Below are 12848 nucleotides of genomic sequence, written 5' to 3' on the forward strand. Positions count from 1 at the left end.
ACGTACATGTAAACATTTTTAATGATATTGTACGTATAAATATTTTCGAAACTTCTATGCTCGCTTGTTAATACATTAAACAGACATTTGCTTAAACTGAAACTATTCACACGAACTATATCCATTAGTCTTTATCTTCTTTTTTCGCACAAATTTCAGCGAATAGATCTTTTTAGAAAATGCGATTTTAAAATCTTATGGAAAAGTTTAAATATTCAACCATTGATAAAGGAATTTTTTATTCTGTCCCCTGTGTGGCAGAAATACTAGAAAATCTGTTTCTTTTAAAACCTTAAATTTAAAATTGGTTTTTATCTATTGAGATTCTTATCCTCTTAATTCATAATAGACTCAAAAGATGCTTTTATCGTTTAAAAAAAACCGTACATAGGAGTGTGTTTAATGATAGAAAAATATGAAGCCTTACAAGCAAAATTAAAATCGTTATTAAAAAAAGAGGAAAGTTCAAAAATAAGATTTGAAGAAAACACTATACGATATGAATCTGCAAAAGCAAACTTTGATAAAGAAAGCGAAGATATCGAAAAATTACAAACTGAATCGTTGTCTACTTTCTTGAAACGGTTAATTGGAAATTACGAAAAAAGATTAGATAAAGAAATGCAAGAACAAATGACTGCCAAAATGGAATTAGATTTGTCTTTAGCTTTAATGTTAGAATCTAGAGAAGATTTAGCTAATGTTCAATCAACTATTAACCAGACCACTGCTGAACTCAATCAGTTAAAAGAACTTTTGTACCGACAAGATAGTGATTTCCGTGAAAAAATTAGTACTGAAGAACTTAATCGTGCTCAACTTAAACAAGAATTGATTGAACTTGAAGAAGCCTCTGCAGCCGGAGAAAGAGTCTTGAATGGAATAGATTTTGCCTTAGAAGACTTAGATTCAGCTGATTCTTTTTCAACATGGGATATGTTTACAGACAGTAGTTTTATCGTCGATATGATGAAATACAATAAAATTGATAAAGCTGAAGCCAAAATGAATCAACTAGAACAGCTCTTAGGACATTATGCTAAGGAATTAAAAGATGTTTCTTTAGATACTTATCTTAGCTATGAAAAATTTAGCGGTATGGGCAAAACGTTCGATATTTTCTTTGATAATATTTTTTCTGATTGGGATACCAAAGATAAAATTGGAAGAAATATTGAAATGCTTGAAAACCTTGGAACAACTATTAAAGAACTGCAAAATAAACTTGAAGCTAACAAAGAAGAGATTCAAAAAAAAATCGAAGAGTCCGAAATTTTATATTAAAAAATTGACAACAACCCAATAAGATTAAAAAAAACACGCCATTTATTTTTAATGTCGTGTTTTTAGTATGTATATTTTTTGTTTGATTAGGATTTATTTTTCCATCTTTGCAACTTTAAATACAATATATATGCCCAAATAAGCAGCTATAAGCTCGCCTAGGAATATAAAAAAGTAAATAAATATTGCTCCTCTCATTTCATCAGGATTAGGTATTAAATTTCCAAACAAAAAACTAACAATAGTATTAATAACGTACAAAAATACAATCATCAAACTACATTTAGTAACTGAAATAACTACTGATTTCATAAAAACTGTCTCCTTAATTTATGTTTTCGATAGATATAGCATCACATTACATAACTCCATATTTAGGATTTTTAATACTTATTTATAACATATGATGTATCTATAAGTAAACAATGACTTACACTTAGTTGCTCTGCCTTCAGTATTCATAAAGCGAGTTAGTTTACCTTAAATATAGAAAGCGTTATCCTTAAACCAACTAAAGGAGGACTTTATATGAAAAAAAAGATGATTCCCAAATTTTTAATAATGGGATTATGTGGAATAGTATTGATAGGATGTTCCAACAATAGTGATCCAACTGAAACGTCATCATCTACTATGGAATCAGAAGATGTAGAAAGTACGGACACTACTAGCAGCGAAGGCAGTTCAGCCATTTCCGAAACAAGTAGTGAAGAAACAGCTAGCTCTTCTACTAATCAAGAAAGTCAAGAAACGCCTTCAAACGAACCTATAGATGTATCTTCTGAACTTGAAATGATTCCAGAGCTTGTCTTATTACCAACAACTTTTCCAACCACTGAACCCTCTTCGGTTACAGCCGATATAATAACAAATGAAGGGGATAACTATACCGTTAGTTATATAGATGTCCAAGGAGAATTAGCTGAGGTAACCGGAACGATTTATGAAAATCCGGCTTCAGCAAGTGAAGAGTTGGGTACTTTCTTAAATGGAAAATCAGTAGAACCCCGCGAGGAAGGCAGCTCCAATTTAGGCTATGGGATTACCGGGTATGGAGAAGGCGCTGCCGGGACTCAGCAATTTAGTTGGCACGAAGGAAACTGGTTGTTTTCTATCCGTTCTGTCAGCGAAGATCAAATGGAGAATTCTGGAATAGCAACAAAAATAGTAGCTTATTTAGAAGACCATTATCTTCCAGCTCCTAAGGATCAAGGTATCGTTTACATACAATACCCGCAAGGTGGAGAAGAAGTTAACGTAGATATTCGTTGGCAAAAGAATAACATCATCTACCAACTGAAAACTACTAGAGTCCCATTAGATGCTTTAGAAATGGTGGTTTCGATGAATCAATCATAAGTTCAAACCATTATTTTTACCAAACAAAGAATCATTCACAGTAGGATAATAAACAAAAAAAGAATTGCCACCAAGAGGCAATTCTTTTTTCAATCTTAAAGTTTATCTTTTATCTTATTTACAATCCCTTTTGTTGGTGTTGTAGCCGGTTCAATATCTATTGATTTTTGGACCATTTCATGTCTTTCTCCTAGATTTTCATCGGTCTTTTTATCCCATAGTTCTTTTTGTCTCTTTTGAACCATAGATCCCATTGCTTTAGGAATAACATTTCGATAGTCATTTGTTTCTCCAGTTAGTACTTTAATGGATTCTTTGATAACTTCTTCGGGATCAAATTGTTCATAAGGAAATGCTAATTGCTCATAATCAAATAGACGCTCTTCTGGATCATCTCTCCAAGTTCTCCATGCTTCGAATTCTCGATCATTGAATCCCGTCAAGAATGGTCCCGGATTGATAGTTGCCACTTGCACATTAAATTCTTGAAGTTCTTTACTTAATGATTCCGCAAAGGCTTCTAATGTGAATTTTGATCCGCCATAAGGGCCTGATATTGGGTCTGCCATTAATCCTGAAACAGAAGACATAAAAACAATTTTTCCTCGTTGTTTCTTTGCCATTGTCTTAGCTATTTTTTGAGTCAATAACATTGGTCCAAATACATTTACTTCAAATTGACGGCGCAATTGTTCTTCTGGTATATCTACCAGTGATCCACCTTCTGAAATTCCAGCGTTATTTAAAAGGACATCAACATCCCAAGTCCACGCTCTTTCTCTATCTGCTGGATTGGTTACATCCAATTTCTCAACTTGTATCTCAACTTTCTTTTCTTCTGCTTCATTTAACAATGCGGATACTTCAGACATTGTTTCGACTCCGGCAATAACTTTTTTTCCTTGTTCCGCCAAACCCAAAGCAATACCTTTTCCAAATCCTGTTCCTGCACCTGTAATCAAATACGTTTCTTGGACCATATACTATTCCTCCTAAAAGTTTAATAGATTGGTTAACTTATTAAGAAGTATAACGGTATAGGGAAACCGTTTTCCAGTAATACGCATTCTTCCTTAAAACTTATATTAAAAAACTAAAGAACAGAATACAATTGCTGAAAGTGATTAATTGTGTAATCAGCATATTCATTTTTTCTTTTTTTCTCGTTAAAATAACAAGCACTGATTCCAGCATTTTTTGCAGCTAACAAATCTATTTCTCGATCTCCAATCATTAATGCCTCGTCAAGATGAATAGCGTGTTCCTTTATCAGAAAGTTTAATGCGTTAGGGTTTGGTTTTCTTTCAAATCCTTGATCAAACGTAATAAAATCAGAAAAATAATCATATAATCCATATTTTTTTAACAATACTAATGCAGATTTTCCTCTATGAGTGTACAAATAATTTTTCCTATTCGTTGAATAGATATATTTACAGATATCTTCAATATCCTCAAACGGTTTAGCTAATTCAATTCCTTTAGTTTTCCGTAGCATTTTAAATCTCTCAATAATATCCCTGCTTATTGCATACTTTTTCTCATAATATACTAAAGCAAATGACATAGATACTTGCATGTGTTGTATGATTTCATCTAATGGCTCTTCTATTCCCTCTTTTTCCAGTAAATCTTTAAAAATTTTTGCCATCACTGGATACGTATCAAAAAGAGTTCCGTCAAAATCCCAAATTATGTGTTTAAACATCTTTAATTTTCCTCCAATAAATAATTTTTCTTAAAAATATTAATAAGAATATTTATAATTATAATCGTTATGATAAAATAATATTATTATTCTTTATGAAAAGAGGACAATTATGATTCGAGTTCGAGATATGCAACTAACTGATACTGAAGCAATCAACTTAATGAATGCGGAGTCTCTAGGGTATGACATTTCCATAGAAATGACTAAAAAGCAGATGAAAAATTTACTCCTTAACCCTAACCATCATATTTTTTACATTGCTGAAGAGGAAGAATTAGTTGTGGGATATGTGCATGCAGAATTGTATGAAACGCTCTATTCAGAACCTATGCTAAACGTATTGGCTTTGGCAGTTAATCAAACTTATCAGAAAAAAGGTATTGGAAAACAATTAATGCAAAAAATCGAACAAGCAGCTAGTGAACGTGATTTAGTTGGTGTACGCTTAAATTCTGGAGAAACTAGAACCGGAGCTCATAAGTTTTACGAGTCTATTGGCTATATTAGTGATAAAAATCAAAAAAGATTCCTGAAGATTATCTAGCAGCGTCTATTTGAACTAACGATAAAAACCCAATTCTCCAGAAAAATAGTCTTTTATGGCGTCTTTGTGCTGTTGGTTGGCTATTTCTGGTAGATTAGTTTTAGAAAAAAATTCTAAATCTAACGTTTCACTATTCTCAATAGAAAGATTGCCTTCAACTAGTTTAAAAATAAACATTGTTGTAATGGTTTGAGCTTTATCTCCGTTAGGATATGAATCAAAGTAATTGGAATAAATACCTAGCAACGATACAACTTTTACATGCAAACCTGTTTCTTCTAGCACTTCTCTGACTGCAGCCTGTTCAACTGTCTCGCCCTTTTCAACAGCACCACCAGGTAAGCTCCACAATTTTTTATCGCTTCTTAATTGTAGCAAAATTTCTTTTTTTTGATTTGTTATGATTCCACCTGAAAAATTTAAGATAATCTCTTGATTGCCAGTATAACTTCTAATCCAAGATATATAATCCACTCAGCACCTCCTCAATACTACTTTTTATGAGTACAAATTCATTTAACATGGTTCATCAACATAGGTTCGCTCAAACTGATAGTTGTGATTTCATTATTCTTAAACACATCAATGGACTCTATTTTTATAGAAATCTTATTTTTGAAAGACATTTTTACGATCCAAGGCATTAACTTTTTTATTTTTGAAAAGTCTTCGAATCTAAAACGAGGATTAAAATGATTGATAATTGTACTTAGAGCAGTTCCATGACTCCCAATAACATAATTTGCTTCCGGATGTAACTGTACAAGTTCCATTAATGCCTTCACATTTCTTAATTGAACTTCTCTTAGACATTCTCCGTCAGATAATCTATAGTCAAAATCATTCCATTGTCGTTGACTAAAAGTAGTAAAGTCCTCAACCCAACTAGAAATACCACGTTCTCTAAAGCCATCAATACACGTCACATCAATAGCAAGCCTTTCGGATAAGTCTTTAACTGTATCAACTGCTCTAGCATAGGGACTAGAGTAGATGTATTGAATATTTTTATCTTCTAAGTAGTTGGAAACTAACGCGCTATCTTGTATGCCTTTTTCCGTTAATGGTCTTGAAACCTCATCATGAACTCTAGTATCTGACTCAGCGTGCCGAACAAAATAAATATTTCCCATTTCTATTCCTCCTATACACTAAATAGATGAACACCTTTTTTCTTTCGAATTTTCTTCTTCCATATTTTTCAGAAGATAGTTTAAGAAGAAAAATGAATACCAAATTACCTAATATGTAAAATAGATAAAAATTGCAACTCTATTCTATTATGTACTTATTTGCTTTAAACAGCCTACCAATAGTTGTTTATGTTCTTCTAAATCAACTTTAAAATACATAGCCCTTAAGTAATTACGAACGTTACTAACCACTCGAGTATCTAAATGACTATAGGTTTTCTTTGATAAAAAATGATTAATTAAACTCTCTATTCTGTCGATAAATTCCTGAGAGTTTCCATAACGATTAATCAAAGCAGCAGAAGGAGTTGAAAGTCTTTCTATTTCATCATCTTCATAAACAAAAGGACTATTTACACAGAAAACTAGTGCTTCTACCACTTTTTCATACATGCTTTGTTCAAATAATGGGTGAGTAATGATCTCGTCTAATAAATCAGCGCAATGTGCAATCGAGTGTGCCCAGCCTTTCTCTTCAGTAAAACCACGCTTATCCTGTTCACTAATAAGATAAAAACAAGTCTTATTTATTAAAAAAGAAATCTGATTCTTTTCAAGGAACTGCTGTTCTTTGTCTTTATTTACTAAAATACTTAGAGCAAGTGCCGAAAATGAACGTTTATAAACCGAATCACTATTCTTAGATCCGATTCCATACAATAAATACTGATTAGATAGTAATTGATTAAATAAATTTTTTAATTGATCATTGGTTAAATAATCTTTAGTAATCATTTCTATAAAAGCATTATAGATCAATTTATCTCTAATATAAGAGTCAGTATTGCCTATATTTAGAAGCATTTCTTTTAAAAGCCATTCGCTATCGCTATAATTTTTTTCTTCTAGTTTTTTAATTAGCATTTTTTTACTCCTTAAACTATTCCTTGACTTTTTATATCTAATAGAAATAAAATAAGTTAAAATTAAAGAATGATTAAATTAAAAACATAACATTCTAATGACTTTAGTATATTAATCTTATCTTAAAAGAACAATGTTTTTCTAATTTTTAACAGAATTAGTTTCTCCATTATTTTTAATGGGTTATTAATGGTATGATTATTTAGCTTTGACCAGTTTAACTGGATTTTTTATTTTTTTTAGTAGAACTAAAGCTTGTTGCATCAACTCAAACGAAAAAACTGATCTGAGTTAATCGAATTAAGTCTTGTTGCATCAACTCAAACGAAAAACTGTTCTGAGTTAACTGAATTAAGTCTTGTTGCATCAACTCAAATGAAAAACTGTTCTGAGTTAATCGAACGAAGACTTATTGTGTTTATTTATATGGAGGTATTATATTGAAAAAGAAGCTAATGAATTTAGTTTTACTAAGTATTATTCCAATTTTTATAGCCTTTCTAATAAACCTTATTTGGGATGTTCCTATAAGTTTACTGTCGGGCATTTTTTATATTATTTTATTCTTGTTTAATCTCCCCAGTGGAAGTTTTATGAGCACAAATACTGACTACAATATTAAAAGAGTTAATCCTCATTATAAAGCAGAAAAACAAGCTATTGGTTCTTTAAGTAGTCACTCTATAATTACGTTAGCTATTTTAACTCTATTAATTATTGTGAGCTTTCTTATCTACTTTCAATAAATACCACAATAACATATATCGTTAAAGCCTTTAACATCATTGATATTTATTGAGGATGAAGTTTTAGGTGTTACCTCAATAAAAAATAATGGTCATTCTATGATGGAAGGAACTCAATTTCATACACATATCATTCCTCGATACATAAAAGACGATTTTTGGACTAATCAAAAAGTAACACAACACTCTCTTGATAGCCATTCTTTAGGTTCTTTACTGAATAACGTATAAAGTGACATTTTTAATTTTTAATAGAAAAGAACAAAAAAACTATCAACCACCAAATTTCTTCTGGTGGTTGATAGTTTTTTGTTTTTATTCTTATCTAATTGTGTTAAGAGCTTTAGTCCATAACAATAAGTCATCAAACATGCCTTGTGCATTCACTTTATTATAGTCATTTGGTTTGAAAATACTCATGTTTTCAAAATCAGTCATTAGAGAGAAGTTTGTTGTTGTGTGTACAGAAGCTACACTTAGTTCCCCTAAAATCACACGCATGTTTTCGTGAGCACGTGCTCCACCTAAACTACCATATCCAACTAGTGCTGCTGTTTTATTCGCAACTTCTACTTTTAAGAAATCTAAAGCATTTTTCAATGCTCCACCAACTGCATGATTGTATTCTGGAGTGATAAAGACATATCCATCAAATGAAGCCATTTTTTCTGACCATGCTTGAATCGCTGCGCCTGCTGATGCTTGGCGGGCTTCAGATAGTTCAGCTCCCAATAATGGCAGATCGTAATCTGCTAAAGCAACCATTTCATATTCGACACCCTCATCATTTCTGTTTACTGCAAATTCGTGGATCCATTCTGTTACTGCTGCTGAGTTTCTTCCTACACGTACGCTTCCTGAGATAATACCGATTTTCATAATTTTATTCCTCTTTTCTTCTATTTTTGTTGTTTGTTCATTCTTCCCGAATAAAGCTTCGCTCATTCGACTAAATACCGATTTGTTAGTCAATGTGTTTCCTCCATTACAGATCATTTAATTGAAGGTCACCCATCAATTAACACTTACATTTCGTAAGTACATTTACTAGTATGCCATAGACAAAAAAATATTACAAGTCTATTTATTATTAATTAGAGGTTTTTACTAAAAATAAGTGAATTTATTTTTATTTGCCTCTAAATTAAGGTTTCTCTTACAATAGACAGTTAAAAAATTTTAGTTTACTCTATTTGACAAAATAAAATAAACGTATTACAATTACCTCGAATTAGTAATATATTAATTCGTGATTAAATTAAACCAAATTTATTTGAATTTTTTAATTACAGGTAACATTTAAAATCTTTAGTTTAACTATTAAACCTATAAGGAGCGATTGATATGAAAAAAACAGCAGGTATTCACCACATTACAGCTATCGTTGGGCATCCTCAAGAAAATATTGATTTTTATGCTGGTATTTTAGGTTTGCGACTTATTAAAAAAACGGTCAATTTTGATGATCCAGGTACATATCATCTCTATTTTGGAGATGATGGAGGAAAACCTGGTACTATTATTACTTTCTTCCCTTGGTCTGGAGCTGCACAGGGAAAAATCGGCGCAGGTCAAGTTGGTGTGACCACTTATGCTATTCCAGTTGGTTCCTTATCTTATTGGGAAAATAGATTAAATAAATTTACAATCCATTACAAAAAAGCAAGTCGTTTTGGTGAAACCTATTTACAATTTGAAGACTACCATGGTTTACAACTGGAATTAGTTGAACGTGAAAATGGTCAACTAAACAATTGGACTTTTGGAGAAGTAACCCCTGATGTAGCAATAAAAGGGTTTGGCGGAGCAATATTGTACTCAACTGATCCAAGTTCAACAATTGAAACACTTCAAGAAACGATGGGTTTGGAAAAAATAGCTGAAGAAGACGATCTTATTCGGTTGAAAGCTTATGGAGAAATTGGAAATATTATCGATGTTAAACAAAGTGAACTTGCTCAAGGGATAATGGGCGTTGGAACTGTCCACCATATTGCGTGGCGCGCAAAAGATGAAGCCGATCACGTTGATTGGCAAGACTATGTTTATAACAAAGGGTACGGTGTAACAGAAATAAAAGACCGCAACTATTTTAACGCTATTTATTTTAGAGAACATGGCGATATTTTATTTGAAATAGCGACCGATACTCCTGGTTTTGCACATGATGAATCTTATGAGACAATGGGACAAAGCTTAAAACTACCAACTCAATATGAAAGTGCACGAGAAAAATTAACAACTAACCTGATTCCAATTGAAGTCAGAGAATTGGATTAAACGATATTTTAAAATTAAATCAACTAATTGGAGGAATAATGTATGAACGAATTTGCAGGAATTCACCACGTAACCGCAATAACAAGTAGCGCTGAAAAAATCTATACCTTTTATACAAATGTCTTAGGTCTTCGCTTGGTTAAAAAAACCATTAATCAAGATGATATTCACACTTATCACCTATTCTTTGCTGATGAAAGTGGTAGTCCAGGAACAGATATGACCTTCTTTGATTTTCCAAATGTTTCAAAAGGATTAAAAGGAACGGATGACATTTCAAGAACTTCTTTTCGTGTACCAAGTGATGCGACGTTAGATTATTGGGTTAAACGATTTAACAAATATGCTGTTAAACATGGAGAAATCAAAGAAATGTTTGGGGTCAAGACTTTACAATTTGAAGATTTTGATGAACAACAATACCAATTGATTTCAGATGAAAAAGATACTGGAGTGGTTTCTGGAAAACCTTGGCATAAAGGTCCTGTACCTGACGAATTTGCCATTACTGGTTTAGGTCCTATTTTCTTTAGAGTTTCAAATTTTGATTACATGAAGCAAGTTCTTGAAAAAGTTCTTTTATTCAAAGAAATTGCAGTTGAGGGGGACTACCACCAATTTGAAGTTGGAGAATTTGGAGGTAACGGCGCCCAAATCATTGTTGAAGTAAATACGATTTTGCCACGTGGAAGACAGGGATACGGCAGCGTACATCATGTTGCTTTCCGTGCAAAAAACCGTGAGAATCTTGACTATTGGACGGAACGGATGCAGAGTTTTGGGTTGCCAAATTCAGGATATGTCGATCGTTTCTATTTTGAATCTACGTATACAAATATCTATCCTGGTATTTTATTTGAACTAGCTACAGATGAACCAGGTTTCATTGATGATGAAGAATCCATTGAGACTTTAGGTGAAACACTTGCTTTACCACCAGCTTTTAGAAATGACCGTAGTCGTATTGAATCATTGGTACGTCCTATTGATACTGTACGCAGCACAAAAGTATTTGAAAAAGAGTATTTAGATTAAGTGACCTATTAGAGAATAGAATAATAAAGGAGAAATAGTATGAAACATTTATTTATTAAAGGGAAAGACCAAACGAAACCGACTTTACTTCTACTACATGGAACTGGAGGCACTGAGCGTGACCTGCTTCCTCTTGCAGCAGAAATCGATTCAGATGCAAATGTTTTAAGTGTACGAGGAAATGTTTCAGAAAATGGTATGCCGCGCTTTTTCCGCCGACTTGCTGAAGGGATCTTTGATGAAGAAGATTTGATTTTCCGTACAAAAGAATTAAATGCATTTCTTGATGAAGCTGCTAGTCAATATGAATTTGACCGCACAAATATTTTAGCTATAGGGTATTCCAATGGAGCAAACATTGCTGCTAGTCTTCTCTTTCATTATGCTGATGCATTGTCTGGAGCTATCTTGCACCACCCGATGGTTCCTAGAAGAGGCATATCTTTACCAGATTTATCAAGCAAGTCTGTCTTTATCAGTGCTGGAACAAACGATCCGATTTGTCCTTCAAAAGAATCAGAAGAATTGTATGCTACACTGGAAAAAGCACATGCTAAAGTTGAAATTCACTGGGAAAGCAATCAACATCAATTAACGTATAGTGAAGTTGCTGCTGCAGCTAAATGGTACCAACTAACGTACGCTTAAAAAATACTGACTAAAGTAAATTTAACCTGAATAAAATAAGCTTTAAACGAATGATTTACTTCGTTTAAGGCTTATTATTTTTATAATTATTATTACCTTTGTTTAACGAGGCTACAAATTAACCTTAAGACGCTTAAAAAAATTAGTTACCTCAAGCCGAGGAATGGTTTGAAAAATTAAGCGAACAAGACAAATTTGGAGATAGTATTCTTTTTTTGAACAATTCAAAAAGTTACTCTAAGTTCTGTTTAGCCATGTTCCTTTTAGACATATGTTATACTTTATAATAAATGAAAGGAACGTGATTAATGATGAAAATATCTTTAACTCATCCGCATACTCATCAAATTAAGCACATAAAAATTGGTTTTTCATGGACTACCTTATTTTTTGCATTTATGCCTGCTCTCTTTCGTGGAGATTTTAAATGGTTCTCTATTCAACTCGTTTGCGCTGCCTTTTCATTGGACTTTTCCAGCCTAATTTTTGCTTTTATCTACAACAGATTGTACATCAACGACTTAATTGAAAAAGGTTATGTACCGGCAGATAAACATGCTGCTAACGTATTAGCCAATAAAGGGTTTATTGGGCGAAATTAATTTTGTTGTCTTAACTTAATCCGCACTTCTTTTAACATAGTTATAAAAAAATAGATTAGGTGCGCAGTTGATTGCAGCATCTAATCTATTTTTTCACTATATTTTTATCGAAATTATCTACTCTTACTCAATATGTGGCGGTGCATCTTCGCGCGAAATATGAATTGTTCCTTCTTTGTGCTCTGGTGTAGAGTATAATGTATAAAGTTTTAAAGGTTTGCCGCCTGTGTTGATGATGTTGTGCCACATATTTTCAGGTACTATTACAGCATCATTCTTGGTAATAGCTCTTTCAAAGTTTAAATTGTCTTTGGTTTCACCTATTTTACATACACCCTGTCCTTCTACAATACGTATGAACTGATCAATGCCTTCATGAACTTCTAATCCAGCTTCCTCATTTTCCTTAATGGACATCACCGTAAGTTGTAGTTTTTCACCTGTCCAAATCGTGGTACGAAAATTATTATTTTGGAGAGTTGCCTCTTCAATGTCAAACATATAAGGCTTTTTGCCATGATCTCTAAACTCCATTACTATTTCCCTCCTTTTGATTTAGTTACTAGTAATTATCTACTTCTA

General features: G+C 32.5%; 16 protein-coding genes. 8 read left to right on the forward strand and 8 right to left on the reverse strand.

Features of this window, described 5'->3' with window-relative positions; translation table 11 throughout:
* Positions 1-402 precede the first annotated feature (402 nt).
* Positions 403-1284 (forward strand): hypothetical protein, encoded by an 882-nt coding sequence (locus ACKI3H_RS07555; protein ID WP_407371668.1) that lies wholly within the window; start codon positions 403-405, stop codon positions 1282-1284.
* Between the two features lie 93 nt (positions 1285-1377).
* On the opposite strand, the gene ACKI3H_RS07560 is transcribed toward ACKI3H_RS07555, so the two are convergent.
* Positions 1378-1596 (reverse strand): hypothetical protein, encoded by a 219-nt coding sequence (locus ACKI3H_RS07560; protein ID WP_407371669.1) that lies wholly within the window; start codon positions 1594-1596, stop codon positions 1378-1380.
* 216 nt (positions 1597-1812) lie between these two features.
* Here ACKI3H_RS07560 and ACKI3H_RS07565 point away from each other — a divergent pair, with 216 nt between their 5' ends.
* Positions 1813-2643: a hypothetical protein gene (locus tag ACKI3H_RS07565; protein WP_407371670.1), complete on the forward strand. Its 831-nt coding sequence runs from the start codon at positions 1813-1815 to the stop codon at positions 2641-2643.
* A 95-nt stretch (positions 2644-2738) separates the two neighbouring features.
* Here ACKI3H_RS07565 and ACKI3H_RS07570 read toward each other — a convergent pair whose 3' ends face one another.
* Complete coding sequence (locus tag ACKI3H_RS07570; RefSeq protein WP_407371671.1) at positions 2739-3623, reverse strand: SDR family oxidoreductase; 885 nt, start codon at positions 3621-3623, stop codon at positions 2739-2741.
* A gap of 113 nt (positions 3624-3736) precedes the next feature.
* A complete protein-coding gene (locus ACKI3H_RS07575) occupies positions 3737-4351 on the reverse strand; it encodes an HAD-IA family hydrolase (protein WP_407371672.1) in 615 nt (204 codons plus the stop codon).
* A gap of 112 nt (positions 4352-4463) precedes the next feature.
* Between ACKI3H_RS07575 and ACKI3H_RS07580 the strand changes: the two genes are divergently transcribed.
* Positions 4464-4898, forward strand: a complete 435-nt coding sequence (locus tag ACKI3H_RS07580; RefSeq protein WP_407371673.1) for a GNAT family N-acetyltransferase — start codon at positions 4464-4466, stop codon at positions 4896-4898.
* Positions 4899-4913: 15 nt separating this feature from the next.
* Here the strand turns inward: ACKI3H_RS07580 and ACKI3H_RS07585 are convergent, their stop codons facing one another.
* From ACKI3H_RS07585 to ACKI3H_RS07595, 3 genes are all read right to left on the reverse strand, one after another.
* Entirely contained in the window at positions 4914-5372 is a 459-nt protein-coding gene (locus ACKI3H_RS07585; RefSeq protein WP_407371674.1) for an NUDIX hydrolase, read from the reverse strand.
* Between the two features lie 38 nt (positions 5373-5410).
* Entirely contained in the window at positions 5411-6031 is a 621-nt protein-coding gene (locus ACKI3H_RS07590; RefSeq protein ID WP_407371675.1) for a histidine phosphatase family protein, read from the reverse strand.
* 147 nt (positions 6032-6178) lie between these two features.
* Positions 6179-6955 (reverse strand): DUF2785 domain-containing protein, encoded by a 777-nt coding sequence (locus ACKI3H_RS07595; protein WP_407371676.1) that lies wholly within the window; start codon positions 6953-6955, stop codon positions 6179-6181.
* 440 nt (positions 6956-7395) lie between these two features.
* On the opposite strand from ACKI3H_RS07595, the gene ACKI3H_RS07600 reads away from it, so the two are divergent.
* Entirely contained in the window at positions 7396-7701 is a 306-nt protein-coding gene (locus tag ACKI3H_RS07600) for a hypothetical protein (protein ID WP_407371677.1), read from the forward strand.
* Between the two features lie 321 nt (positions 7702-8022).
* Here the strand turns inward: ACKI3H_RS07600 and ACKI3H_RS07605 are convergent, their stop codons facing one another.
* The gene (locus ACKI3H_RS07605; protein ID WP_407371678.1) at positions 8023-8673 is read right to left on the reverse strand and encodes an NADPH-dependent FMN reductase; all 651 of its coding nucleotides are present in this window, start codon (positions 8671-8673) and stop codon (positions 8023-8025) included.
* 372 nt (positions 8674-9045) lie between these two features.
* On the opposite strand from ACKI3H_RS07605, the gene ACKI3H_RS07610 reads away from it, so the two are divergent.
* The 4 genes from ACKI3H_RS07610 (at position 9046) to ACKI3H_RS07625 (ending at position 12266) form a co-directional block, all read left to right on the forward strand.
* Complete coding sequence (locus tag ACKI3H_RS07610) at positions 9046-9981, forward strand: ring-cleaving dioxygenase (RefSeq protein WP_407371679.1); 936 nt, start codon at positions 9046-9048, stop codon at positions 9979-9981.
* A 42-nt stretch (positions 9982-10023) separates the two neighbouring features.
* A complete protein-coding gene (locus tag ACKI3H_RS07615; RefSeq protein ID WP_407371680.1) occupies positions 10024-11016 on the forward strand; it encodes a ring-cleaving dioxygenase in 993 nt (330 codons plus the stop codon).
* A 39-nt stretch (positions 11017-11055) separates the two neighbouring features.
* Positions 11056-11664: an alpha/beta hydrolase gene (locus ACKI3H_RS07620; RefSeq protein ID WP_407371681.1), complete on the forward strand. Its 609-nt coding sequence runs from the start codon at positions 11056-11058 to the stop codon at positions 11662-11664.
* 308 nt (positions 11665-11972) lie between these two features.
* Complete coding sequence (locus ACKI3H_RS07625; RefSeq protein WP_407371682.1) at positions 11973-12266, forward strand: hypothetical protein; 294 nt, start codon at positions 11973-11975, stop codon at positions 12264-12266.
* Positions 12267-12389: 123 nt separating this feature from the next.
* Here the strand turns inward: ACKI3H_RS07625 and ACKI3H_RS07630 are convergent, their stop codons facing one another.
* Complete coding sequence (locus ACKI3H_RS07630; RefSeq protein WP_407371683.1) at positions 12390-12800, reverse strand: cupin domain-containing protein; 411 nt, start codon at positions 12798-12800, stop codon at positions 12390-12392.
* Between the last annotated feature and the right edge of the window lie 48 nt (positions 12801-12848).

It is taken from the genome of Carnobacterium sp., assembly GCF_045617425.1.
Lineage (GTDB): Bacteria > Bacillota > Bacilli > Lactobacillales > Carnobacteriaceae > Carnobacterium_B.